This window comes from Ralstonia sp. Ralssp135, from assembly GCF_047304345.1.
GTDB lineage: Bacteria > Pseudomonadota > Gammaproteobacteria > Burkholderiales > Burkholderiaceae > Ralstonia > Ralstonia chuxiongensis.
Genome location: NZ_JBGLYZ010000011.1, coordinates 1 through 24132, shown reverse-complemented (window position 1 = coordinate 24132; position 24132 = coordinate 1). Strand labels below are relative to the sequence as shown.

20 protein-coding genes are annotated in these 24132 nt (G+C 63.3%); 3 read left to right on the top strand and 17 right to left on the bottom strand.

Going from position 1 to position 24132, the window contains the following annotated elements; all coding sequences use genetic code 11:
* Positions 1-66: 66 nt before the first annotated feature.
* The 4 genes from rfbC to rfbB are packed head-to-tail and all read right to left on the bottom strand — an operon-like array spanning position 67 to position 3473.
* The gene (rfbC, locus tag ACCD03_RS10295; RefSeq protein WP_325652545.1) at positions 67-618 is read right to left on the bottom strand and encodes a dTDP-4-dehydrorhamnose 3,5-epimerase; all 552 of its coding nucleotides are present in this window, start codon (positions 616-618) and stop codon (positions 67-69) included.
* The gene (gene rfbA / locus ACCD03_RS10290) at positions 615-1493 is read right to left on the bottom strand and encodes a glucose-1-phosphate thymidylyltransferase RfbA (RefSeq protein WP_325652543.1); all 879 of its coding nucleotides are present in this window, start codon (positions 1491-1493) and stop codon (positions 615-617) included. The genes rfbC and rfbA overlap by 4 nt, the downstream gene beginning before the upstream one ends.
* 11 nt (positions 1494-1504) lie before the next feature.
* The gene (gene rfbD, locus ACCD03_RS10285) at positions 1505-2419 is read right to left on the bottom strand and encodes a dTDP-4-dehydrorhamnose reductase (protein WP_325652542.1); all 915 of its coding nucleotides are present in this window, start codon (positions 2417-2419) and stop codon (positions 1505-1507) included.
* Positions 2409-3473, bottom strand: a complete 1065-nt coding sequence (gene rfbB, locus ACCD03_RS10280; RefSeq protein WP_325652539.1) for a dTDP-glucose 4,6-dehydratase — start codon at positions 3471-3473, stop codon at positions 2409-2411. The genes rfbD and rfbB overlap by 11 nt, the downstream gene beginning before the upstream one ends.
* Positions 3474-3696: 223 nt before the next feature.
* Between rfbB and ACCD03_RS10275 the strand changes: the two genes are divergently transcribed.
* Positions 3697-4542 carry a symmetrical bis(5'-nucleosyl)-tetraphosphatase gene (locus tag ACCD03_RS10275; protein WP_325652537.1) on the top strand — a complete coding sequence of 282 codons (846 nt, stop codon included), beginning with the start codon at positions 3697-3699 and terminating at the stop codon, positions 4540-4542.
* A 9-nt stretch (positions 4543-4551) separates the two neighbouring features.
* Here ACCD03_RS10275 and ACCD03_RS10270 read toward each other — a convergent pair whose 3' ends face one another.
* From ACCD03_RS10270 to ACCD03_RS10240, 7 genes are all read right to left on the bottom strand, one after another.
* Positions 4552-5349 carry a lysophospholipid acyltransferase family protein gene (locus ACCD03_RS10270; RefSeq protein ID WP_325652536.1) on the bottom strand — a complete coding sequence of 266 codons (798 nt, stop codon included), beginning with the start codon at positions 5347-5349 and terminating at the stop codon, positions 4552-4554.
* Positions 5336-6613: a dihydroorotase gene (locus tag ACCD03_RS10265; protein ID WP_045204641.1), complete on the bottom strand. Its 1278-nt coding sequence runs from the start codon at positions 6611-6613 to the stop codon at positions 5336-5338. The genes ACCD03_RS10270 and ACCD03_RS10265 overlap by 14 nt, the downstream gene beginning before the upstream one ends.
* Positions 6614-6739: 126 nt before the next feature.
* Positions 6740-7711 carry an aspartate carbamoyltransferase catalytic subunit gene (locus tag ACCD03_RS10260; protein WP_413411476.1) on the bottom strand — a complete coding sequence of 324 codons (972 nt, stop codon included), beginning with the start codon at positions 7709-7711 and terminating at the stop codon, positions 6740-6742.
* Between the two features lie 70 nt (positions 7712-7781).
* Complete coding sequence (gene pyrR, locus ACCD03_RS10255) at positions 7782-8300, bottom strand: bifunctional pyr operon transcriptional regulator/uracil phosphoribosyltransferase PyrR (RefSeq protein WP_413411475.1); 519 nt, start codon at positions 8298-8300, stop codon at positions 7782-7784.
* Complete coding sequence (gene ruvX, locus ACCD03_RS10250; protein ID WP_045204643.1) at positions 8297-8737, bottom strand: Holliday junction resolvase RuvX; 441 nt, start codon at positions 8735-8737, stop codon at positions 8297-8299. Before ruvX ends, pyrR begins: the two co-directional genes overlap by 4 nt.
* A complete protein-coding gene (locus ACCD03_RS10245) occupies positions 8730-9302 on the bottom strand; it encodes a YqgE/AlgH family protein (RefSeq protein WP_045204644.1) in 573 nt (190 codons plus the stop codon). The genes ruvX and ACCD03_RS10245 overlap by 8 nt, the downstream gene beginning before the upstream one ends.
* Positions 9303-9398: 96 nt before the next feature.
* Positions 9399-10145 (bottom strand): pseudouridine synthase, encoded by a 747-nt coding sequence (locus tag ACCD03_RS10240; RefSeq protein WP_325652530.1) that lies wholly within the window; start codon positions 10143-10145, stop codon positions 9399-9401.
* A gap of 79 nt (positions 10146-10224) precedes the next feature.
* On the opposite strand from ACCD03_RS10240, the gene ACCD03_RS10235 reads away from it, so the two are divergent.
* Positions 10225-11781, top strand: coding sequence for a cryptochrome/photolyase family protein (locus ACCD03_RS10235; RefSeq protein ID WP_413411474.1), 1557 nt, complete (start codon positions 10225-10227; stop codon positions 11779-11781).
* A 68-nt stretch (positions 11782-11849) separates the two neighbouring features.
* Here the strand turns inward: ACCD03_RS10235 and ACCD03_RS10230 are convergent, their stop codons facing one another.
* The 6 genes from ACCD03_RS10230 to ACCD03_RS10205 form a co-directional block, all read right to left on the bottom strand.
* Entirely contained in the window at positions 11850-17891 is a 6042-nt protein-coding gene (locus ACCD03_RS10230; protein ID WP_325652526.1) for an Hpt domain-containing protein, read from the bottom strand.
* Between the two features lie 89 nt (positions 17892-17980).
* Complete coding sequence (locus tag ACCD03_RS10225) at positions 17981-20218, bottom strand: methyl-accepting chemotaxis protein (RefSeq protein WP_413411473.1); 2238 nt, start codon at positions 20216-20218, stop codon at positions 17981-17983.
* Between the two features lie 250 nt (positions 20219-20468).
* On the bottom strand, positions 20469-21014 hold the full coding sequence (locus ACCD03_RS10220; protein WP_045204649.1) for a chemotaxis protein CheW: 546 nt from the start codon (positions 21012-21014) through the stop codon (positions 20469-20471).
* A gap of 78 nt (positions 21015-21092) precedes the next feature.
* Positions 21093-21461, bottom strand: coding sequence for a response regulator (locus ACCD03_RS10215; RefSeq protein ID WP_004629647.1), 369 nt, complete (start codon positions 21459-21461; stop codon positions 21093-21095).
* Positions 21462-21491: 30 nt separating this feature from the next.
* Positions 21492-21989 (bottom strand): response regulator, encoded by a 498-nt coding sequence (locus ACCD03_RS10210; RefSeq protein WP_045204650.1) that lies wholly within the window; start codon positions 21987-21989, stop codon positions 21492-21494.
* Between the two features lie 293 nt (positions 21990-22282).
* Positions 22283-22465: a rubredoxin gene (locus tag ACCD03_RS10205; RefSeq protein WP_003261842.1), complete on the bottom strand. Its 183-nt coding sequence runs from the start codon at positions 22463-22465 to the stop codon at positions 22283-22285.
* 215 nt (positions 22466-22680) lie between these two features.
* Here ACCD03_RS10205 and hemL point away from each other — a divergent pair, with 215 nt between their 5' ends.
* Positions 22681-23982, top strand: coding sequence for a glutamate-1-semialdehyde 2,1-aminomutase (hemL, locus tag ACCD03_RS10200; RefSeq protein ID WP_413411472.1), 1302 nt, complete (start codon positions 22681-22683; stop codon positions 23980-23982).
* The last annotated feature ends 150 nt before the right edge of the window (positions 23983-24132 follow it).

Sequence of the window (24132 nt, the reverse complement as noted above, 5' to 3'; positions counted from 1 at the left end):
AATTCAATGTGCAGCGACGTAGCTTTTGAGTAGCTTACCCGACGAAACCGTTCGACTAGATAGTAGCTAATCAAACAGATCTGCCTCGGCAAGACTTTTCCCAGCCACATCTTTCGCGGCAAGTATTGGCTGCCCTTCAATCGGCCACTCAATGCCAACGTGAGGATCATTCCAAATCAAACTCCGCTCGTGCTCTGGACTCCAGTAGTCCGTCACTTTATACACAAATTCCGCCGTTTCCGAGGTAACCACAAAACCATGCGCAAACCCCTCAGGCACCCAAAGCTGCCTCTTATTTCCCGAAGATAGGGAAACACCGACCCATTTTCCGAAATTCGGGGAACTGCGACGCATGTCGACTGCTACGTCGAATACATCTCCTGCTATAACACGGACTAATTTCCCCTGTGAATTCTGGATCTGATAATGAAGGCCACGCACCACGTTCCTCACGGAGCGCGAATGGTTATCTTGAACAAAATTACGCTTCAGCCCGGTTGCTTGCTCGAATTCCTTGGAATTGAAGCTTTCATAGAAAAAACCACGGCTATCGCCGAACACCTGCGGCTCAAAAATGAGCACTTCGGGCAGTGCAGTAGGGATGATCTTAAAACTCACTTCACGGGCTCCGAAATAATTTGGCGCAGATACGCACCATAGCCATTCTTAGCCAGGGGCTTCGCCAGTGCCTCTAATTGTTCTGCATCAATCCACTTGCTTCGATAGGCAATCTCTTCCGGACAAGCCACCATCAAGCCCTGTCGATTCTGCAGCGTTGCGATGAAGCTGGCTGCCTCCAAGAGAGAGTCATGGGTGCCAGTATCAAGCCACGCGTATCCGCGTCCCATGATTTCGACTTCAAGCTGCCCCTGTGCCAGATACTGTTTGTTGACATCGGTAATCTCGAGTTCACCGCGGCCCGACGGTTTGATCTCCGCAGCAATGTCGCAAACTTGGTTATCGTAGAAGTACAATCCAGTCACCGCATAATGAGAGCGCGGCTTTTCCGGCTTTTCTTCAAGAGACAGCGCCCGAAATTGCTTATCGAATTCCACCACCCCATAACGCTCAGGATCGTGAACGTGATACGCAAAAACCGTCGCGCCCTGCGTTTGTGCAGCAGAACGGGCCAGTTGGCTGACTAAATCGTGTCCGTGAAAAATATTGTCACCCAGAATCAGTGTGGATGGATCGTTACCGACAAAATTCCGACCGATAACAAACGCCTGCGCCAAACCATCAGGCGATGGCTGAACAGCATACTGAAGATTGAGCCCCCACTTGCTGCCGTCGCCGAGCATTTCTGCAAAACGCGGCGTGTCGTCATGCGTTGAAATAATCAAAATATCCCGTATCCCCGCCAGCATCAGCGTGGATAGCGGATAGTAGATCATTGGCTTGTCGTAGACCGGTAACAACTGCTTGGATACCGAGCGAGTAATCGGATACAGCCGCGTGCCAGACCCACCGGCCAGAATAATGCCTTTACGCATAATGAGAAGACTCAGATAATCTGATCGAGCAGGAAATGAATACCCTGACGCCAATCAGGAAGGTGAAGGCTGAACGTCTCGCGCAACTTGCTTGTATCAAGCCGAGAATTGGTTGGCCTCGGCGCCGGCAATGGATATTCCGTTGCGGGAATGGCGGTAATCGCCGCTGGATCGACCTTGAACGCCACACCACGCGCGGCTGCATAGCGCAATAGCTCGGTTGCGTAACCGTGCCAAGTCGTCTCCCCGCCCGCAGCTAAATGATATGTACCGCTCGGAAAAGCAGCACGATCAGCTGTCAACCACCAACGCGCGATGATCTGCGCCGTCACATCGGCAATCAGTGTAGCGGTAGTGGGCGCCCCAAACTGGTCGACAACCACGCGCAGGCTTTCTCGCTCCTGCCCCAGCTTCAGCATGGTCTTGGCGAAATTGCCTCCGTGCGCACCGGCCACCCAGCAGGTACGGAGCACCAGCGCGGATGCACCTGAGGCCGTGATTGCCTGTTCGCCCGCAAGCTTGCTCTTGCCGTAAACAGATTGTGGGTTCGTCTGATCGGTCTCCACATAGAGGCCGTCCTTAGTGCCATCAAAGACGTAGTCAGTGCTGTAGTGCACGAGTAGTCCGCCCAATGCGCGCGATTCTTCGGCCAGTACCCCCACCGCCGTGCTATTAACGGCAAAAGCGGTATCCGCGTCGCTTTCGGCCTTGTCCACCGCAGTGTAGGCTGCCGAATTGACGATCACATCTGGACGGTATTCGCGCACCATCTGTCGCAGCATGTCGGGCTGCGTCAGATCGCAGGCAGCACGATCGAGCGCAATAACCTCGCCCAACGGAGCGAAGCTGCGTCGAAGCTCGAAGCCAACCTGACCGTTGCTTCCCGTAACTAGGAACTTCGGAACGGCCTTCGACTTACGCAGCATATTGCTTCGCCACCCAGTTCCGATACTCGCCAGACATCACGTCGTGTACCCACGCCTGGTTATCGAGGTACCACTGCACCGTCTTGCGCAACCCAGTCTCAAACGTTTCGGCAGGCTTCCAGCCCAGTTCGCGCTCCAGCTTGCGAGCGTCGATCGCGTAGCGACGATCATGGCCGGGGCGGTCCTTCACGAAAGTAATTTGATCCCGGTACGAGCCACTTGCCTTCGGCTCGAGCTGATCGAGCAGATCGCACAACGTGTGCACGACCTCAAGATTGGTCATCTCGTTCCAGCCGCCCACGTTGTAGGTCTCCCCTAAACGGCCGCGCGCAAGCACTTCGCGAATGGCGGCGCAATGGTCGCCAACGTAAAGCCAGTCCCGCACGTTCTGCCCATCACCGTAGACCGGGAGCGACTTCCCGTCGAGCGCGTTCGCGATCATCAGAGGAATCAGCTTTTCCGGGAAATGATATGGCCCGTAGTTGTTCGAGCAATTGGTCGTCAGGACCGGCAAGTCGTACGTATGGTGGTAGGCGCGGACAAGGTGATCTGAGGCAGCCTTGGACGCTGAGTACGGGCTATTCGGCGCATATGGTGTAGTTTCCGAGAACTGCGGCTCGCTTGGGCCCAGCGAACCAAACACCTCGTCGGTCGAGACATGGAGGAATCGAAATGCCGCCTTGGCGTCTGCATCGAGCCCGCCCCAGTAAGCGCGGGCCGCTTCCAGCAGGGTGAACGTCCCAACGATGTTGGTCTGCACAAATTCGCCCGGACCATGGATCGAACGGTCCACGTGGCTTTCCGCGGCAAAGTGCACCACAGCGCGCGGCTTGTACTTGGCAAACAGGCCGTCCAGCGCAGTGCGGTCACAAATGTCTGTCTGGGAAAAAATGTGGCGCGGATCACCCTCAACCGGCGCAAGCGTTTTGCGATTGCCGGCATAGGTCAGCTTGTCGACGTTAACAACGCCATCGGCATGAGGATTTGCCAGCCAATTCAGAACAAAGTTGCCGCCGATGAAACCGGCACCGCCGGTGACGAGGATGTGAGACAAAACTCTGTGCTCCTTGTTGCGGGCCCAGCCACGCGCATTGCCGTTCCGCGCAATATCCTCATCGGAGGGCACGGAATATTACAGACGATTGGAAGTGCCGTATTCTATCCGACCCCAAGGTAAGCCCCGCCGATAGGCGTCATCTTTTTGTAGCATGCTGTAACACAATTGAAGTCTTCGGCCCCGGCGGTTCGCTGAACTCTGGCCTACCTCTAAAAACACAGTGTCTATTACTCCCCACGCCATCGGCGACCTCCAAGGCTGCTGCTCCCCTCTCCAGACCCTGCTGGCCGCCCTCCCCGCCAACGCCCCGCTCCGCTTCGTCGGTGACATCATCAACCGTGGCCCCGACTCTCTCGCCACACTGCGCCAGGTCATTTCCCTATGCGAAGCGGGACGCGCACGCACCGTCCTCGGCAACCATGACATCCACCTGCTGGCCGTGGCGGCAGGTGTGCGCAAACCCGGCAAGCGCGACACCATCGCCGAGATACTCTCTGCACCCGATAGCGACCAACTCATCACCTGGCTACGCCATCAGCCGCTGGCCATCTTCGAAAACAGCTTTCTGATGGTGCACGCCGGCGTCCTGCCCCAGTGGACAACGGGCGACGTACTAGAGCTGGCCGGCGCGGTGGAGCGCGAGCTGCGTAGCCCACATTGGAAAACCTTCCTGGCCGATGCGTTTGGCAACCATCCGGACAAGTGGAGTAACGATCTCGTCGGCATGGATCGGCTGCGGCTGACCATCAACGCCTTGACGCGCCTACGCTTCTGCACGCCTGATGGGACGATGGAGTTCGAGACGACTGACGCCGATGGTGCTCCGGATGGCCACATGCCGTGGTTCGACGTGCCGGGCCGCCGCACGCGCGGCACGCCCATCGTGTTCGGGCATTGGTCAACACGCGGGCTGGTGATGCGCGACGATGTGATGGGCCTGGATACAGGCTGCGTGTGGGGTGGCAAACTGACGGCGGCGAAGCTATCGCTGGCGCCAGCCGGGCGTGACGTGATCCAGGTGGATTGCGAGCAGGCGCAGGACCCGCTCGCGCACAAGAAGAAATAGCCGAGTAGCCTAGCCCGCGCGGTCGATCAGCGCGGCAACAGCGTCGTGACTATGTGCGGCCAGCCCACGGCGGTCCATCTCCGGAGCTACGGCGGGGCCCACGAACACTTCCACCACCAACGGTGGCCCGTTCAGCATGGCGTTGATCGTGTCCATCATCGACAGGTCGCCGATATACGCAGGAATGGTGGTCAATTCACCCGTCTTGGCAATGCGATAGCGCAGCGCCAGCGGGCGAATCGGTGCGCCAGCGCTAACAGGCGCCTGAAACAGATTGGCGTGGAACGGCAGCAGTTGCAGCCCGTCAGACGTCGTGCCCTCGGGAAACACGCAAATGACATCGCCGGAACGCATCGCATCAGCGATGACATGCATGATGCGATGCGCGTCGCGCTTGCGAGCGCGCTCGACGAACAGCACGCCGGTCTGCGCGCACAGCCAGCCAATGATTGGCCAGCTGCGAATCTCCGATTTGGCGACGAAGCGCGGCGGGTACCAGCTGTTGATCGCATAGATGTCGATCCACGAGACATGGTTGGACACCAGCATGGAGCCAGCCAGATCCTTGCCCGCGACCGGCTCGCCATGCACAACGAGCGAGACACGGAACAGCGCGAGCAACTTGCGCGACCAGCGCTGAATCAGCCTCTGCTTGGTCTCAAGCCTGACCCACCAGAACAGCAACGCGCACGTGATCAGACCTTCTGCCAGATGCACGAGCAATCGCAGCTTGCGCAGCACATGCTTGCGCTGCGGCGTGCTTCCCTCAGCGGGCACGCCTGCCATGTCCTGATCAATGCCCGTCATAGGCGAGATGGCCAGCAACCATCGTGGCACGCACGCGGCCGGCCAGCTCGAAGCCCAGATACGGCGAGTTCTTGCCCTGGCTCCGCAGAGCGCGCGGTTCAAGTTTCCAGGTCGCATCCGGATCGAACACGCACACATCGGCCATCGCCCCCACTTCCAGCGAGCCTGCATGCAGGCCCAGCACACGAGCCGGCTCGCTGGTGATGCGCGACAGCGCCTTCGACAGCTCGACCTTGTGTTCGGTGGCCCAGCGCAGCGTGAGCGGCAGCAGTGTTTCGAGGCCGGTCGCGCCGGGTGTCGCCTCAGCAAACGGCAGCAACTTCTCGTCGTCATCCACAGGCGTGTGGTCGGAACAGATCGCGTCGATGGTGCCATCGGCCAGCGCACGCACGATGCCGTCGCGGTCGCGCCCGGAGCGCAGCGGCGGCACAAAACGCATCTGCGAATTGAAGTAGCCGATATCGACGTCGGTCAGAGAGATATGGTGGACGTTCACGTCGCATGTGACCGGCAAACCTTCGGCTTTCGCACGGCGCACAAGCTCGATGCCTGCGGCCGATGACAAGCGGCACAGGTGCACACGGGCGCCCGTGCTGCGAATCAGCTCGAAGATGGTATGCAGGCGCACTGTCTCGGCTATGACAGGCACACCCGAGAGGCCCAGGCGTGAAGCCAGCGGGCCGCTTGCGGCCACGCCGCCCTTACCCAGATACGGGTCTTCGGGGCGCAGCCAGACTGTGAAGCCAAAGGTCTGCGCGTATTGCAGCGCACGCATCAGCACTTGCGTGTCGGCCATCGGCGCATCGGTCTGCGAGAAGCCAACGCAGCCCGACTCTGTCAATTCGGCCATCTCCGTCAGCACCGAGCCCTTCAAGCCGACAGTGAGCGCACCGAGCGGATACACATGTGCCTGGTTCAGGTTGCGCGCGCGAAACTTGAGCATCTCGACCAGGCCGGGTTCGTCCAGCACAGGATCGGTGTCCGGTGGGCACACCAGCGAGGTCACGCCGCCGGCCATGGCCGCGGCCATTTCCGATTCGAGCGTGGCCTTGTATTCGAAGCCCGGCTCGCGCAGGCGGGCGGACAGGTCAATCAGGCCCGGACAAACAACCAAGCCCGTCGCGTCGATGGTCTTGTTGGCATGGAAATCCGCCGGCGCGTGGCCGACACCGACCACCTTGCTCGCCGCGATGTACAGATCCTGTTGTGCGTCGATACCGTTGGCCGGGTCGATCAGGCGGCCGCCTTTGATATGCAGTTTCATCGTTTCAATATTTTTGAGATTGATGCAAAACGAAGCGAAGCGGTTCTGGCGGTTCGGCGCCGACGCAGACAGTACAAAAAGTACGGCAAGTCGACGCCGGGCCGGCAGAATCGTTTTTCATCGATCTCAGTCGTTGTTGCCAGCCACAATGCCCATGACCGCCATGCGCACGGCGATGCCGAACGTCACCTGATTCAGGATCACCGATTGCACGCCGTCTGCCACGGCGGAGTCGATCTCCACGCCGCGGTTCATCGGGCCGGGGTGCATGACGATGGCGTCCGGCTTGGCCAGCGCCAGGCGCTCCTGCGTGAGGCCGTAGGCCTTGAAGTATTCCTGTGCCGAGGGCAACAGCGCGCCACTCATGCGCTCGTTCTGCAGGCGCAGCATGATGACCACATCCACGCCCTTCAAGCCCTCTTCCGTGTTGTGGAAGACACGCACACCCATGTGCTCCAGGCCGCCCGGCAGCAGCGTACGCGGGCCAATGGCGCGCACTTCGGCGCAGCCCAGCGTCGTCAACGCATGGATGTCGGAACGCGCCACGCGCGAGTGCAGGATGTCGCCAACGATCGCCACCGTCAGGTTGGAGAAATCCTTCTTGTAGTGGCGGATGGTGTACATGTCGAGCAGCCCCTGCGTGGGGTGCGCATGGCGACCATCGCCCGCGTTGATGACGTGCACGTGCGGTGCGACGTGCTGGGCGATCAGGTACGGCGCACCGGAACTGGCGTGCCGGACGACAAACATGTCCGCCTGCATCGCAGACAGATTGTTGATCGTGTCGAGCAGCGACTCACCCTTGCTGGTAGACGACGCGTTGATGTTCAGATTGATCACGTCCGCCGAAAGCCGCTTGGCTGCGATCTCGAACGTGGTGCGCGTGCGCGTGGAGTTCTCGAAGAACAGGTTGAACACGCTCTTGCCGCGCAGCAGCGGCACCTTCTTCACCTCGCGGTCGGAATCCGATACGGAGACGAACTGCTGCGCGGTGTCCAGCACGTGCGTGAGGATGTCGCGCGACAGCCCCTCGATCGACAGCAGGTGCTTGAGCTCGCCGTTTTTCGTGAGCTGCGGGTTGGCGAAAGTCTTGGGCATGAGAAGCGAAGGGCGACGAGGTCAGTACAGGTCAGGTCAGGTCAAAGCGGGTGCGGTGCGGCGCGCGAACTCAAGCGCCCTTGGGCTCGCGCGTGAAGGTGAAGCGGGCCGAAGCGCCCTCGCCGGTTTCACTCAGCACGAGCGATTCGTTGGGCGGCAGCGTGATGCGTTCACCGATGTAATCAGGGGCAACGGGCAGTTGGCGCTCACCGCGATCGACCAGCACGGCCAGCTCAACCGCCGCCGGCCGGCCGTAGTCGAACAGCTCATTGATGGCCGCGCGGATGGTGCGGCCGCTGGCCAGCACGTCGTCCACCAGCAGGATGCGGCGCTCGTTCACGTCGAACGGCAACGTGGTCGGTTGCGCCTTGGCGTGTAGGCCCTTCTTGGCGTAATCGTCGCGGTGCATCGCAACGTTGACGACGCCGTATTCCGGCAGGCCAAGGTCATGCGCCAGCCGCTTGGCGATCCAGGCGCCGCCGCTGACAATGCCGGCCACCGACCAGATATGGCCGTCCGCCAGCCGCGTGCGCAGTTGTGCAACGAGGCTCTGGTACAGCGCCTCGGCATCGATCTGTTGCGATGTCATGCGTGTTCGTCGAAAAACTGTTGGAGGATGATGCGCGCGGCTTCTGCGTCGAGCACATCGTCGGAGGCACCGGCGTCCTGCGCGGCGATCGATGAATAACGCTCGTCCACCCAGGTAACCGGCAGGCCATAGCGGCCGTGCAATTGATTGCCGAAGCGCTTGGCGAGCTTGATCATCGGCTGCTCTTCCCCATCGGGGTGAACAGGCATGCCGACCACAAAGCCGACTGGCTGCCATTCGCCCACAAGCCGCGTGATCTGCGCGAAACGGAAATCGACCGAGCGATTGGGAATGGTTTCCAGCGCACGCGCCGAGCGCGTAATCGAGTTACCCAGCGCCACGCCGATGCGCTTTTCGCCGTAATCGAATGCCAGCAAGGTGCCCTCTGCGGGCACGGAAGTGGTGGCTGGACCCGTCGACGATGCGGGCTCAGGCATGCCCGGCCTCGCCCGACAGCATGGCGGGGTTGATGCCGAGCAGGTTCAGCGCCGCGGCAAACCGCTCTTCAGCAGGCACGTTGAAGATGATCTCGGGATCGGCGTGGACGGTCAGCCAGCCGTTGCGGCTGATTTCGTCTTCCAGTTGACCGGCGCTCCAGCCGGCATACCCGAGGGTCAGGATGAAGCGGTGTGGGCCGGCCCCCTGGGCGACGGCTTCCAGCACATCCTTGGAGGTGGTCATTTCCAGTCCGCCCGGCACGGCCAGCGACGACGAATACGCGCCCGTGGCGTCGTGCAGCACAAAGCCGCGCTCCGTCTGCACCGGGCCGCCGTAATACACGGATTGTTCTGCGAGGGGGTGGATTTCGAGCTTGAGATCGATCTTGTCGAACAACGTCGCCAAGTCGATGTCGATGGGGCGATTAATCACGAGCCCGAGCGCACCGCGCTCGTTGTGCTCGCACATGTACACGACCGTGCCCGAAAACGTGGAATCCGCCATGCCGGGCATAGCGATCAGGAACTGATTCGTGAGATTGATAAGTGCGTCAGGCGAGGCCATGGGGGGAGTTTACCAAAAGCCCCCGGCCGCCGCCCCTCTCATTTGGAGGAATCGGCCCTCGGCGCAAGGTTTTTTGGGTTGGCGCATTGTGACGCTTCAGGCACTCGCCCCAGAAACGTGCGGGGGCGTGGTGTTCAGCGCCTCCAGGTCTGCGGCTTCCAGCCAGCGCCACTCGCCCGGTGCCAGATCGCCCAGCGACAACCCACCGATGGCGCTGCGGTGCAATCCGTCCACATGGTTGCCGGCGGCGGCCACCATGCGTTTCACCTGATGGTATTTGCCCTGCGTGAGCGCCATGCGCAGGTGGTGCGTGTCCACGCGCTCCGCCCAGGCGGCGGCAACGTTTTCATTCTCGTCAGCCAGCAGCACGCCGGCGCACAACTGGGCGATCTGCGCATCGGTCACAGGCTCGGCGGTGGCGATCTCGTACACCTTGGGCACCTGGTGGCGCGGGCTGGTGATGGTGTGAACGAACTGGCCGTCGTCGGTGAGGAGCAGCAGGCCCGTGGTGTCCTGGTCGAGCCGCCCGACGCACTGGACGGCCCGCTCGCGCAGCGGCACCGGCAGCAGCGTGTACACGCTAGGATGGTGTTTCGGCTTTTGCGAGCACTCCACGCCGGCCGGCTTGTTGAGCATGAGATAGGCGCGGGCGTGGTATGCCCAGCGCTCGCCGTCGACATCCAGCACCAAGCCAGCGGTATCCACGAGCGCATCAGGGCTTTCCATCTCGACGCCGTTGATGAATACCAGCCCCGCGAGGACGAGGTCCTTGCAATAGCGGCGCGTGCCGAAGCCCTGGGATTGCAGGATGCGATACAGCGGAAGACGAGAAGAATCAGCCATGACAACAACGTGAACAAGACAAAAAGGGGCGATTTTTGCGATACGCTCGGCCGGTCTAAAGAGCAACCGATTCCATCCGATGCCCTCCACCGCCCCAAGCCGCCAGCCGTACAACATCGGAGCGCACTTCCAGCGTGGTCTGGTGTGGTTCCGGCGCGATCTTCGGCACTTCGACCACGCGGCGCTGCATTATGCCTTGCGCCACTGCCGCGAAGTCTATTGCGTGTTCGCATTCGACCGCGACATCCTCGATGCGCTGCTTGCGCGCGGGCTCAAGGCCGACCGCCGCATTGAGTTCATCCGCGCGTCCATTGAGGAACTGCGCAGCGCGTTGCGCGAGGCCGGCGGCGACCTGATCGTCGTGCATGATCACCCGCGCCGGGCGATTCCCGAGATCGCGCGCAAGCTCAACATCGAAGCCGTTTTCGCCAACCATGACGAAGAACCTTCCGCGCAGGCCCGCGATGAAGCCGTACGCAAAGTGCTGGCCCAGCAGCCGTGCGCCTGGTTCGACTTCAAGGATCAGGTGATCTTCGAGCGCGATGAAATCCTGAACGGACAAGGCAAACCGTACGGCGTTTTCACACCGTACAAGAACGCGTGGTTGGCAGCGCTGACGCCGTTCGACTTGCGGGCGTATCCGACAGAGCCGCACTTCGGTGCGCTGGCCAAGCCGCCGCAGGCGCTTGCACACGCCACACCTGCCCTGGAAGCGATGGGCTTTGCGCCCACCAATCTGTCGGAGATGGCCCTGCCCACCGGCATGTCGGGCGGCCAGGCTTTGCTCGACGAGTTTGAAGAGCGCATGGACGACTACCATGCGCGCCGCGACTTTCCCGCCGTGCGCGGACCCAGCTATCTTTCGACGCACCTGCGCTTCGGCACCGTGTCGATCCGCACGCTTGCAGCGCGTGCACATGCCGCCATGCTGCGAGGGAGCCGGGGCGCCGCGACGTGGCTGTCAGAACTGGTCTGGCGCGACTTCTATTTCATGATCCTGCATCACCGCCCGGACTTGGCCGACGGCGCCGCGTTCCATCCGGAATTCGACCGCATCCGCTGGGTGGACGGCGACACCGGCGATGCGCGCTTCGAAGCGTGGAAGGCCGCACGCACCGGTTACCCGCTCGTGGACGCAGCCATGCTGCAAATTTTCCAGAGCGGCTACATGCACAACCGCCTGCGCATGGTGGCGGCGAGCTTTCTCATCAAGGACCTTGGCATCGATTGGCGACGCGGCGAGCAATATTTTGCCGACGTGCTCAACGACTTCGACTTCGCGGCCAACAACGGCGGCTGGCAATGGGCCGCCTCCAGCGGGTGCGACGCACAACCTTGGTTCCGCATCTTCAACCCGGTCACGCAATCGGAGAAGTTTGATCCGCAAGGCCGCTTCATCCGCAAGTACCTGCCGCAGTTGGCGAACCTGCCCGACAAGTACATTCACGCGCCATGGACGGCGCCCGCCAATGTGCTGAAGGAAGCAGGCGTCGCGTTGGGCGAGACGTATCCCTTGCCCATCGTCGATCATGCCGCCGCGCGTGCAGCGACGCTCGACCGCTATGCCGTCACCAAGGCGCATCGCACATCAGGCGCCGAGGCGGCGGCACTCAGCAAAGCCGGTGGCGACGACTGAAAACCGCCGCACCAAAGACAACGGGCCGGTAGAACACCGGCCCGTTGTCTTTGGTGCGATGCGCGTCGTCAGCCTGCGTTGGCCGCCGGCGCCCGCTCGCCGATGAGGTTCCGCAGATGCCGGAGCAATTCCTCTTCGTTGTACGGCTTGCCCAGGTAGACGTTCACGCCGATCTCCGCAGCGTAGCGGCGGTGTTTGTCTGCCGTACGCGAGGTGATCATGATGATCGGCGTGGCGCCGATGCGTTCGTCCGCACGTACGTTGCGCGTAAGGTCGAAGCCGTCCATGTGCGGCATTTCGATGTCGACGAGCATCGCGTCGGGCGTGACTTCCTGCAGCTGGCGCAGCGCGTCCACACCGTCGCGTGCGAGCACGGCCTGGTAACCGGAGCGCGTGAGCAGACGCTGCGTGACCTTGCGCACCGTGAGCGAATCGTCGACAACCATGACGATTGGCTGTGTGGCCAAGCCCGGCACGGCGTCGGTGCTGCCGTCGCGGTGCAGCTCAGCCACGGCGCCCGTCGCTTCCTGGTCGGACAGGCCACGCGCGGCGGCTTCGCGCTCGAAGCGCTGCGTGAGCACCACGGGGTTGTAGATCAGCACGATCTCGCCGTCGCCCAGCGTGGTCGCACCAGCAATGCCTTCCAGACGTGCAAGGTGCGGGCCGATGTGCTTGACCACCACTTCGCGGTTGCCGATCACTTCGTCGACATGCACGGCGGCGCGCTCGGCACCGTTGCGCACCACCACGGCCGGCGAGTACTTGCGCCCGCCCGTGACGGACTTCGCTTCTTCAAGCAGCACGCCAAAGTAATGGAACGGCACGGGGCCGGTCGGCAATTGCAGTGCAGCTGCGTTGTACGCCTCGGCCAGCGCCTGCGGGCGCAGTTGCTGCACGTGGTCGATCATGCCCGACGGAATTGCGTACACGCGCTCGCTCACACGCACCAGCAGCACCTGCGTAATGGCAGTGGTCAGCGGCAGGTGGATGGTGAAACGCGTGCCGACTTCCGGCGTCGTCTGCAGCGAGATCCGGCCGCCCAGGGCGACGGTTTCAGCACGCACCACATCCATGCCCACGCCACGGCCGGCCAGCTCGGACACTTGGTCGGCAGTAGAGAAGCCCGGCGTGAAGATCATCTCGGTGAGGCGCGCGTCGCTGGCCTCCTCATCCGGCGCCAGAAGCTGGCGCTCCAGTGCGCGGGCGCGAATGCGGTCGAGGTTCAGCCCGGCGCCGTCGTCCACGAAATGCAGCACGACTTCGTTGCCTTCCTGCTGCACTTCAAGCGTGAGCTCGCCGGCCGGATTCTTGCCCTTGGCGCGGCGCTCGTCGGCGGATTCAATGCCGTGTGCGACGGCATTGCGGATCATGTGTTCGAGCGGGCCGCCCATGCGGTCCAGCACGCTGCGATCCAGTTCCACCGTACCGCCCTTGATGAACAGACGGACTTCCTTGCCGGTTTCCGACGCGGCCTGGCGGGCCACGCGATACAGACGATCGGCCACGGTATCGAACTGCACCATGCGCGCGCGCATCAGGCTGCGCTGCAGGCCGCGCGTGAGGCGTGCCTGCGTTTCCAGATCGAGCGACGCCTGATCGAAACCACGGAACAAGTTCTGCTGCACCGTCGCCACGTCATTGACGGACTCAGCCATCATCCGCGTGAGCTCCTGCAAGCGCGTAAATCGGTCGAACTCCAGCGGGTCGAACGATTCGTCGTGTGCAGCCGCATCGGCAATGCGCGACTCCATCTGCGTTTCGGCCTGGATTTCGATCTCGCGCACCTGCGAGCGCAAGCGCGCCACGTTGTCGTTCAGTTCCGACAGATAGGTCTTGAGTGCATCGACTTCCGACTCAAGACGCGCCCGGGCGGCACCGACTTCACCCGCATCGTTGATGAGCGAATCAAGCGCGCGCGCCTGCACGCGCACCATCGCGCGCTGACGTTCGGCGACTTCCAGGGCCTCAGCTTCGGGGCTGCGCGCGCCGGTCAGATCGACGTTCGTCGATACCGCAACAGCTGGCAGCATCGATGCGCCCGACGATGCCTGCGCGTCGGCTGCCGTCTGCTGCGCATCGGCAGCATCGGCAAGGCCGGCATCGAGCGGCAGCAGATTGCCCGCGCCCAGCGCATCGACGTGCGCCTGAATGCGGTCAAACCAGACGTAGAGCTTGCGGAACAGCGCGTCGTCCACGCGGTTCTGGCGCAGGCCGCCTTCAATGGCACTTTCCATTTCGTGCGCGGCCTGACCCAGCGTCATGGCACCGGCCATGCGCGCACTACCCTTGACGGTGTGCAGGTTACGCAGCAGCAGGCCGGCGGCATTGCGGTCCTGCGGCGCGGCTTCCCACGCACGCAGGTGCTGGCCCAACTCGGGCAGCGCGACGTGCGCTTCCTCCAGGAAGATTTCCAGCAGCGCAGGGTCGAGCGCGTCGGACGGTGCCTGGCGGACCAGCTCACCCACGGCAGGCTCGGCAACCGGCGACTCGTGCACGGGCACCAGCGACGGCACGAACGTCGGCGTGTTCTCCGCCGGTTCAAACCCGGGCTCGCCGGCCAGGCCAGCGGTGTCGTTCTCGGCCTGTTCGGCTTCGATAAAGGCCGCGGGCGCCGGCTCCAGCGGCAGGCGCGGACGCACGAGCAGACGCTCGCACAGTTCGTCGAGGCTGCGGCGCATCGCCTCGTCAGCTTCCGGCCAGAGGCTGGCGGCGAATTGATGCAGCATGCCGCGCATGCGCTCGATGGATTGATCGAGCAGGCGGAAGTCGCCCGGATGCATCGCCACCGGGCGGCTGTTCAGGTTCAGCAGCACCTGCTCAAGCGCGCCCGCCAACTGGCGCACGGGCTCCAGTTCGACCACGGCGGAACTGCCTTGCAGCGTGTGCGCGGCGCGCAGGGCCAGCTCGCTCGGCGGCGTGCGGCCTTCGTGGCGCCACTCCGAGAAATCCACGCCCAGGCGGCGGATCAGGTCATCGGCTTCCTGCAGGTAGACGTTGTACAACGCCACGCTGATGCGGACCGGACCAATCTCCTTCACACCATCGTCGTGCGGTACCTCCTCCGGCTCGCCAGTCTGCGCGAACGGGAATGGGATCACCTTGGCGTCGGCGTCAGCGGCAACCGGTTCAGCGGCAGTTTCCTGATGGGCCTCTTCGACGTGCTCTGCAACCGGCTCGACCGCCTCATGCTCGACCACCGGCGCGGTGGCCTCGGGCATCGGCGCCTCGACTTCGGGCAGCGCGGGCTCGTCATCCCATGTGAGCGCGACGGCTTCTTCGGCTTCTGCAACGGGCGCTTCCGGTGCAGCCAACTCCATCGGCTGCACCGCGTCGGTGTCGTGCAATGCGGGTTCCGCAGCCGGTGCGTCAGGTGTTTGCGGCTCAACGTGTTCGGGAGCGGCCTGCGCTTCGGGCACGGCCTCCAGCCACACGAACGGACCGCCATGGCGCACACGCTCTGCGGCCGCGACCAGCGGTTCGATGGCGTGATCGGCTTGCGGCGATTGCGCAATCGCGGCGGCCCACGTCGACAGCTCAGACTCGGCGCGCGTCAGCAGCGCGACCAGGTCATGCGTCGGCACACGGCTTTCGGCCAGCCAGACGTTCATCACCTGCTCGATGGCCCAGGCCGCTTCACCATAGCGCGTGAGGCCAACCATGCGGCCCGAGCCCTTGAGCGTGTGGAACGCGCGGCGCAGTTGCGTAAGCAAGTCCAGGTCGGGGCCGGCAGCCAGGCCTCCCGTGCCCATATCGGCAGCGGCCTGCAGGCCATGCAGATCGGCACGCACGCCGGCCAGCACTTCTTCAGCCTCAGACAGGAAGATGTCGAGCAGTTCGGCATCGATGGATTGGGTATCCCGCACAGCAGCGGGCGCAGGTGCAGCGGCTGCGGCAGGCGCGGCAGCCGGTGCCGCCAATGCAGCCTGCATGCGCTCAAGCGCGCCGACACTGCCGACCTGCCATGCATCGAACTGGGCCAGCGCCTCTTCCAGGCGACGGCGGCGAGCCGGATCGTCGTCGATGGCGGCGGCGTCGCGTGCTTCCTGCAGCGCGGTACGCAACTCCGCAGCCAGCGGGTCGGTTGGGTCGACCGGCTGCTTGGCCAGCAGGCGCTCGAGCAGCGATTGCAGCGGCGATGCGGCATCGGCATTGGCCACGCCTGCGCCGGCAAGCGTTCCGGATTGCGGCTCGCGCCGGGCCAGCATGCCGGATTCGGTATCGAAGGCGAACTCGCGCCATGCGGTTTCGCGCTCGGTCGGCGTCAGCTGGCCTTCGATGACGATCTCGTCGACCTGGCCGCCAGTCAGTTCTGTGCCGGCAGACAGCGCGTCAAGCAGGGCCTGCAGGCCGCTGACATTGGCGGCCAGCGCAGCCAGATAGCGTTCGCGATCGGCAGTGGCGCCCTCGCCCGCCGCTTGCAGCGCGTTGATGGTCGATTGCGCGGCTTCGGTGGCCTGGACGGCCTCATAGGCGTCGAGTGCGGCAAAGGTGCTCTGCATCTCGCCGAACAGGCGTGCAGCCTCTTGCAGGCCGCCGCTTTCTGCGCCTTCGCGCTCGAACGCGTCGAGGTGCGTTTCGGCAGAGGCCAACTGCGTTTGCAGCGTGCGAACCTGCTCGGTGCGCGCGCGGCGTTGTGCGGCTTCTTCGGCCAGCAGCGTGAGCCATGCGGGTGCCGGCACGGCGTGACCGTCTTGTGTGGCGCGGGTGCGTTCGGCCAGTTCGCTGCAGCGGGCAGCAAACCACGCGCTGCGCAAGTCGCCGGATTCGCCATGCACGGCCCACGGGCGTGCCAGCATGCGCGAGAGGAATTGCAGCGTGGGTGCAACGTCCTGCCCGGCAGCTTCGGTCAGTCGGTTCGACAGATCAGACAGGGCCGGCTGCCCCAACGCGTCGGCATGCAGCGCAAGCGTCTGCAGTGCAGCGTCGAGTTCGTCCGCAGCGGGTGCCGGTTGTTGACTGAGCGCTTCGAGCGAACGGCCAACGCGTTGCAGCGTGTCGCTGGTGTCCGTCGGCAGCAGCGCGTAATACTGGCGCGTGTGCAGAGCACCTGCCGGTGCGTGCGTGGGCGGAATCGCAAAGGCATCAACACACGCCACGATGTCCGGGCCGAGCGTGTCGTCGCCCACCGGTGTTGCGGGCGCGTTGCTGTAGGCCATGCCGGCCAGCAGGTAAAGTGCGTCGGTCAGCAGGCCTTGCGGCAGGTGGACGTTGTTGTGCGAGTACTGGCGCAGCAGCAGGTTGACGCGTGCCGCCAAGCGCTTGGCGGTCATGTCGGCCGGCACCAGGCCGGCACGCAAGGCGCCAAAGGTCAGGGCAAGCACCAGCCAGAGATCACGCTGCAGATCGTCTCCGGTGCGGCGCGGCTCGCGCTCGAGCGCGCGAATGCCATGCAGCAACTCTTCCAGCGGAGCGTAGGCTGCAGCGGCGGCGGACGGATCCACCTGCGCACCATCGGCGTTGGATGCCGGTGCCCGCAGCGCCGTCAGCAACGCGAGTTCGAACTTGCGGCGCAGGCGTGCCAGCCCCGGCAAATCGCGCGAGGGCAGCAGCAGCGCCGGCAGGTGGCGCAGTTCATCGGCCCACAGGTCAGCCGGGTGGATACGCTCTTCGCCCAGACGGGCGAGCACGGCTTGATACGGTTGGAACAGGCGCAGCGGCTCTTCGGCCATGCCGGCCATCAGGTCGGCCACGTATTCCTGGAGGGCCTGCACGGCGCGCGAGAACACGTCCAACGTCTGCGCGTCGGCGGCTACGGTGCCGGCATCAACGGCTTCGAGCAGGCGCTTGGCGGCCTGGCAATACACGTCGACACCACGCAGGCCGACGATCAGCAGCGCGCCGGCAGCCTGGTGCAGATACTGGCCAGCCAGACGCAACGAGGTCGTATCGCGCGCACCGATGACTTCCGGATTGGCGATGACCTCGGCCGCGTATTCGCCGAACTCGCGCACTGCATCGTCCAGCGCAGCGCGCATGTTGGGCGCGACCCACGCCAGCGCGGAGAGGTCACGCGCGGGCACGGCAGCTTTCGGACGAACCGCAGGGGCCCCGATCGCCTCAAGCGAGACAGGATGGGACTGGGCAGGCTCGGCGGCAGATTGATGACGCATGTGTGCTTCCAAAAAGCAGGTGGCGGTTGCCGCGATTGCCCCGGGGTGGCCCCTTCGGCGCTCCCGCCCGAAATCCAGTGGTGACGAGATCAGGCGATGCGGAACCGCGCCACCGAGTCACGCAGTTCTTCAGCAAGCTGCGTGAGCTGGCGCACCGACTGTGCGGTCTGGCGCGTACCCGTCGACGTCTGTTCCGTGATGTGCAGGATCTGTTCGATGTTCTGCGCAACGTCCGAAGCCAGCGTCGCTTCGTGCGACGTCGTCTGCGAAATGCTCTCAATCAGTTCGGCAAGCTGGCGCGACACCCGGCCGATCTCCACCAGTGCGGCACCGGCGTTATCGGACAGCTTCGCCCCTTCCACCACGCCCGCCGTGCTGCGCTCCATTGCGTGCACCGCGTCTTGCGTGTCGGTCTGAATCGTGCGGATCAGCGCACCGATCTGCTTGGCTGCCTCGGCCGAACGTTCTGCCAGGCGCTGCACTTCCTCTGCCACCACCGAGAAGCCGCGACCGGCTTCACCAGCCGACGCTGCTTGGATGGCAGCGTTCAGTGCCAGCACGTTGGTCTGCTCGGTAATGTCCGAGATCAGCTCAACGATTTCACCAATCTCCTGCGACGATTCGCCCAGGCGCTTGATCCGCTTCGAGGTTTCCTGAATCTGGTCACGGATGTCGTTCATGCCCGTGATGGCGTTCTGCACGGCCTGCTGACCTTGCTCTGCAGCAGCCAGCGAGGCGCGCGCAACGTTGGCCGATTCAGCTGCGCCGCGCGAGACCTGCGTGATGCGGTCTGCCATCTCCACCACCGACTGGCCGGTCTGGCGAATCTGGCGCGATTGTTCTTCCGATGCGGCCACCAGGCTTTCCGACGTGGTCTGCACCGCCGACGATGCCTGCGTCACTTGCTCGGCCGTCTGCTGCACCCGACCGACCAGCTCGCGCAGTTCTTCCACGGTGTAGTTCACCGAGTCGGCAATGGCGCCGGTAATGTCTTCCGACACGGTGGCCTGCTTGGTCAAGTCACCGTCTGCAATGTCCTGCAGTTCGTTCATCAGACGCAGAATTGCGGCCTGGGTGGAATCGTTGTTGCGCTTTTCCACCATCCGGCGCTCTTCAGCTTCGCGCTGGCGGGCTTCTGCTTCCATCGTACGCACGCGCGAATCGCGCAGGTACAGGGCGGCCAGGCCGGCCAGGCAGACCACGGTCAGGATGGCCGACAGCACCACCGCACCGAGCGTCACCGGACGGCTACGCACGCTGCCGGCATAGGCCGACTGCAGGTCCGACAGGTCGGCACGCAGCTTTTCGTTGTCGTTGAAGATCTGCTGCTGGGCGCGCTTTGCGGCAATCAGGCCCGGCAGGTTTTCAAGAATGATCTGCGTGGTCTTCTGCACGTTGTCGAAGCGGGTCGACAGCTCTTGCAGATAGCCCTTCGTCTCGGCATCGGTGGCGGCCGACAGGCGCAGCGCTTCCGAGCCGTTGAGCAGGCCGTTCAGGGTTTCGCGGAAGGTGTTCGTGTCCTTACCGAGCAGGAACGCCGTTTCCGGGTTCACGCCTTCGCCGGCCAGGAACTCGTTCATGTTCTTACCCAGACGCTGCGTCAACATCACCAACTGCGACGAGGCGGCCACTTCACGGGCCGGCGCGTTGGTCTGCAGCTTCATCGACGAGATCTGCTCGGCTTCTTCCAGCAGTTCGGGGTTCGACGCGTTGAACACGTTCAGCGTCTTACCCACCGCCACCAGCGTCTTTTCCTGCGCCAAGATGGCCTGGGCACTCTTGTCGCTGCGCTTCCACTCTTCGATCGACTTGTCGAGCAGCGCTTCGGCCTCGCCACCCGAGGCGCGCACGCCGCGCTCGGAGCTGCCGTTCTTCAACGCCTCGAGGTTCTCCTGCAGGCGTGCGCGGCTCTCCTTGAGCTGGGCGAACGCGTTGGTGTTACCCAGCAGCGCCACCGGCACTGCCTTGGCCAGACGCTGCGAGTGCATCAGCGTGTCACCGGCAATTTCAATCTGCACCGAACCGTTGTTGGCCTGGCGGTTGTCCAGGTACACCGAGATCAGCAGGGCCAGCAGACCGACCACCAGGCCGATCGTGAAGACGCGCTGCTGCGCGGCAAACGGCACGCGCTCCATCCAGCCGACCACGGCATCCATGGGCGAGCGGCCCAGTTGCGTGGGCGGGCCAGCGGGATTGTCGTCATCCGTATGGGGCGCATTGTCCAACTGCGCCAACTGCGCGGAAGCCGCCGACGCGCCCTCCACTGCAACCTCCGGCGCCCCTGCCTCTGCGGCACGGCGACCTGCGTTGAACCACTTGAACCCCATAGGACCCTCTTTTCTTGTCAATGCTGCCGTCTCGTTCTGCGAGATCAGCCGCATGGATTTCCCGTCCGCGTCCGCGCCTTGTTCAACCCGGCTTGGTACGCACCTTCGGCGGTGCCCGTCGAATACCTCTGGCGCGCCCTGTTGCGCGCGCCACGCACCGCCTCTTGCCCCTGCGCACCCCGCTCCCGTTGCGGCGTGCTCAATCTTTCTTGTTTGGTCTACGGCTCTACGGCCTGATTGCCCAATTGCTTTATGTGCGGCTGCGGCCGACCTGCAGGAACGCCGGATCGGCTAGAAGCTGCCGCACATCCAGTTCGCGCCACTGCGTGCCCTGCGCGTCGCGCCAGGCGCGGCCCAACCAGGGACGGCCCTCTTCCACGGAGGCTTCCGCGGGCTGCAGATCGCTCAGGCTGCGCAGCCCCGCCACGCGTGGCACAACGATTGCGCACGCCCGCTGCGGGTCCTTGGACAGCACCACGATCTTGGCGCCGCTGCCGCTGCCCGTCGGCGCTTCACCGCAGAACAGGCCGAAATCGATCACGCCCAGAAGGTTGCCGCGCGCGTTCACGAGACCGAGGTACCACGGCTGCGTGAGCGGCACGCGTGCGGGCGGCTGGTAGTCCAGCACCTCGCCGGTTTCGGTCAGCGATAGAAGCCAGTGGTGCTCGCCGATCTGCACGCCCAGAAAGCCTTCCGTCGATGACTTGGCGCGCGCCTCTTGGAGGCGGCGGGCCAGCATCGCCTGGTATTCATGCAGGCGCTGGCGGGAGGTCAGGTTGGTGCGCTGTTCGTTCACGTCTGGCTCATGTCCTGTGCTGTACGCCATGTCAGGCGTTGCGCGCGGTTGGATAACGATTGGCCAACTGCCGCAGGTTTACTGCGCCAGCTTGGCGATCTTCTCGAGCAACTCTTCGGCCTTGACCGGCTTGACGATGTAGTCCGATGCGCCCTGGCGCATGCCCCACACACGGTCGGTCTCCAGACCCTTGGTCGTGCACATGATCACGGGGATACCCTGGAAGCGCTCGTCCTTCTTGATTGCGCGGGTCGCCTGGTAGCCGTTCTGGCCCGGCATCACCACGTCCATCAGGATCAGGTCGAAGGTTTCCGCTTCGAGCTTGGTCATGGCCTGCTCGCTATCGGCAGCGACCGTCACCTTGAAACCGTTCTTGCCGAGGATCTCCGACAGATGCAGCGCTTCGGTCGGAGAATCGTCGACCACCAACACTTTCTTGATTGCCATACAAACAGTCCTTCGTTAAGAGAGATGCCATCACTGCGCGGCAGCTGGCGCCACCGGCAAATGCGTCTGGACCGCCTCCAGCAGCGCTTCCTTCGAGAACGGCTTGGCAAGGTGGTCCACCGCCCCGACCGACTTGCCTCGCGCACGGTCGAAAATTCCGTCGCGCGAAGACAGCATGATCACAGGCGTGGCATGAAACTTTGGGCTTTTCTTGATCAGCGAGCAGGTCTGGTAGCCGTCGAGATTCGGCATCAGGATGTCGCAGAACACGAGATCGGGCTTCAGGTCACCCACCTTGGCCAGTGCGTCGAAGCCGTCTTCGGCCAGCATGACCTGGCACCCGGCCTGGGTGAGGAAAATCTGCGCGGTACGGCGGATGGTGCTGGAATCGTCGATTACCAGCACCTTGCAGCCTGTCAGGGAATGCGCCAGCGGAGAGTTCGCCAGCGGTTGAGAGTCAGCCAGTTGTTCCACCCGCGCGGATTGCATCATGTTCTCGCAGTGCGCGACCACGGGTCGCCACGACATTCTGACCGGATGGATCGCGGCAAATCGCCCCGCAGCGTACCCTCCAAACGGAAAGGGCCCACGCTGGCGACGACTTCAAAACTACGCCCCCCGGCCCGCTTATGAAGTGTGAAGCTCAGAATTTGACGAAGTGTGACAAGTCACCTATTCGCCGTCAATGGCGCCGGCCGTCCGCCGAGCGCTTGTGGCATGGAAGCGACGAGCCTATTTCATCGAACCGTCACTTCCTGATACTTGGCTGTCAGCAAGAGGGCAAACGCTCACTTGCTGACGGGAGACAGGTCAGATCCGGATCAGATCTGCACCATTTCAAAGTCTTCCTTGCGCGCGCCGCACTCCGGGCACGTCCAGTTGATGGGCACGTCTTCCCACTTCGTGCCGGGCGCAATGCCGTCGTCCGGGGCGCCTTGTTCTTCGTCGTAGATCCAGCCGCAAATCAGGCACATCCACGTCTTGTATTCAATCTGTTGTTCCATAGGGCAAAGCTTCGGTGGGTTCCGTCTATTAAAATGGCAGGCCAGATGGTACCGAATCGCGCCCGGGTGCGCCAGAACACGCGCCGGGCAGACACGGTGTTTGACTGTATCCAACCCGGATCTGCGGCAAACCACCACATAATCACCTCGAACAGCCTTTAAACCGTGCCGTAGCGCCGCTCTGCTCGGCGCTACGCTCTCTTCCAAAACCCTCCATGTCGACTTCCTCCCGCAGCGCTGCCCTGTTTGAACGTGCCCAGAAGACCATTCCCGGTGGGGTGAACTCGCCGGTACGCGCCTTCCGCTCGGTGGGCGGCACGCCGCGCTTCATTGCCAAGGCAGCCGGCCCGTACCTGTGGGACGCCGACGGCACCCGCTATATCGACTACGTGGGCTCCTGGGGTCCGATGATCGTTGGCCACGCTCACCCAGATGTCGTCCGCGCCGTGCAGGAAGTGGCGGCCGACAGCTTCTCGTTCGGCGCACCAACCGAGGCTGAAGTCGTCATGGCCGAGGAAATCTGCAAGCTCGTGCCGTCGATCGAGCAGGTGCGGCTGGTGTCGTCAGGCACCGAGGCAACCATGAGCGCGCTGCGCCTGGCGCGCGGCTTTACCGGGCGCGACCTGATCATCAAGTTTGAAGGCTGCTACCACGGTCATGCCGACAGCCTGCTGGTGAAGGCCGGCTCGGGCCTGCTGACGTTTGCCGATACGACGCAGAACGCGCCCTCTTCGGCGGGCGTGCCGGAAGACGTGGTCAAGCACACGATGGTGCTGCCGTACAACGACGTCACCGCGCTGCGCGAGGCATTTGCCCGCCACGGCAGGGAAATCGCCGCCGTGATCGTCGAGCCGGTGGCTGGGAACATGAACCTCGTGCGTGGCAGCAACGAATTCCACCAGGCCATGCGCGCGCTGTGTACCGAGCACGGGGCCGTGCTGATCTTTGACGAGGTGATGACGGGCTTCCGCGTGGCGCTCGGCTGCGCGCAGGCGCTGTACGGCATCAAACCGGATCTGACGTGCCTGGGCAAGGTGATTGGCGGCGGCATGCCAGCCGCGGCGTTTGGTGGCCGCCGGGACATCATGGGGTTCCTGGCACCGCTGGGCAGCGTCTACCAGGCGGGAACGTTGTCGGGCAATCCGCTGGCCGTGGCGGCTGGGCTGACCACGCTGCGGCTGATTGCTGCGGATGGCTTCCATGACCGGCTGGCGACGCAGACACGCAAGCTGGTAGACGGGCTGGCGGAAATCGCTCGTGAGGTTGGTGTGCCGTTTGCCGCCGACAGCGTGGGCGGCATGTTTGGCATCTACTTCCGCGAGGGCGTGCCGACGAGCTTTGCTGAAGTGACCAAGAGCGATGTTGGGCGCTTCAATGCGTTCTTCCACGCGATGCTGGATCAGGGTGTTTATCTGGCGCCGTCTGCGTTTGAGGCCGGATTTGTGTCTTCCACGCATGATGACGCGATTTTGGACGCTACGTTTGAGGCGGCTCGGAAAGCGTTTAAGGCTGTTTGAGTTTTTGTTTTCTTGGGATGAGTCTTGGTGGTGCATCCCTTGTTTCATCCCCTGCCGGGGCTGACTCACTTTCTTTGTCTTGCCAAAGAAAAGTAGGTCGTGCCCGGCAGGGTACGAAAAGGGGATGGACCACCAACAAAAAACTCAAAC

Excerpts from the sequence above, each read along its gene's own strand:
- ACCD03_RS10215 (WP_004629647.1), bottom strand. The coding sequence starts at position 21,461 with ATGGCAATCAAGAAAGTGTTGGTGGTCGACGATTCTCCGACCGAAGCG.
- ruvX (WP_045204643.1), bottom strand. The coding sequence starts at position 8,737 with ATGCCTGAGCCCGCATCGTCGACGGGTCCAGCCACCACTTCCGTGCCC.
- ACCD03_RS10265 (WP_045204641.1), bottom strand. The coding sequence starts at position 6,613 with ATGAAACTGCATATCAAAGGCGGCCGCCTGATCGACCCGGCCAACGGT.
- ACCD03_RS10205 (WP_003261842.1), bottom strand. The coding sequence starts at position 22,465 with ATGGAACAACAGATTGAATACAAGACGTGGATGTGCCTGATTTGCGGC.
- ACCD03_RS10245 (WP_045204644.1), bottom strand. The coding sequence starts at position 9,302 with ATGGCCTCGCCTGACGCACTTATCAATCTCACGAATCAGTTCCTGATC.
- ACCD03_RS10230 (WP_325652526.1), bottom strand. The coding sequence starts at position 17,891 with ATGCGTCATCAATCTGCCGCCGAGCCTGCCCAGTCCCATCCTGTCTCG.
- ACCD03_RS10260 (WP_413411476.1), bottom strand. The coding sequence starts at position 7,711 with ATGCCCAAGACTTTCGCCAACCCGCAGCTCACGAAAAACGGCGAGCTC.
- ACCD03_RS10225 (WP_413411473.1), bottom strand. The coding sequence starts at position 20,218 with ATGGGGTTCAAGTGGTTCAACGCAGGTCGCCGTGCCGCAGAGGCAGGG.
- ACCD03_RS10235 (WP_413411474.1), top strand. The coding sequence starts at position 10,225 with ATGCCCTCCACCGCCCCAAGCCGCCAGCCGTACAACATCGGAGCGCAC.
- pyrR (WP_413411475.1), bottom strand. The coding sequence starts at position 8,300 with ATGACATCGCAACAGATCGATGCCGAGGCGCTGTACCAGAGCCTCGTT.
- rfbA (WP_325652543.1), bottom strand. The coding sequence starts at position 1,493 with ATGCGTAAAGGCATTATTCTGGCCGGTGGGTCTGGCACGCGGCTGTAT.
- ACCD03_RS10240 (WP_325652530.1), bottom strand. The coding sequence starts at position 10,145 with ATGGCTGATTCTTCTCGTCTTCCGCTGTATCGCATCCTGCAATCCCAG.
- hemL (WP_413411472.1), top strand. The coding sequence starts at position 22,681 with ATGTCGACTTCCTCCCGCAGCGCTGCCCTGTTTGAACGTGCCCAGAAG.
- ACCD03_RS10270 (WP_325652536.1), bottom strand. The coding sequence starts at position 5,349 with ATGACGGGCATTGATCAGGACATGGCAGGCGTGCCCGCTGAGGGAAGC.
- ACCD03_RS10210 (WP_045204650.1), bottom strand. The coding sequence starts at position 21,989 with ATGTCGTGGCGACCCGTGGTCGCGCACTGCGAGAACATGATGCAATCC.
- rfbD (WP_325652542.1), bottom strand. The coding sequence starts at position 2,419 with ATGCTGCGTAAGTCGAAGGCCGTTCCGAAGTTCCTAGTTACGGGAAGC.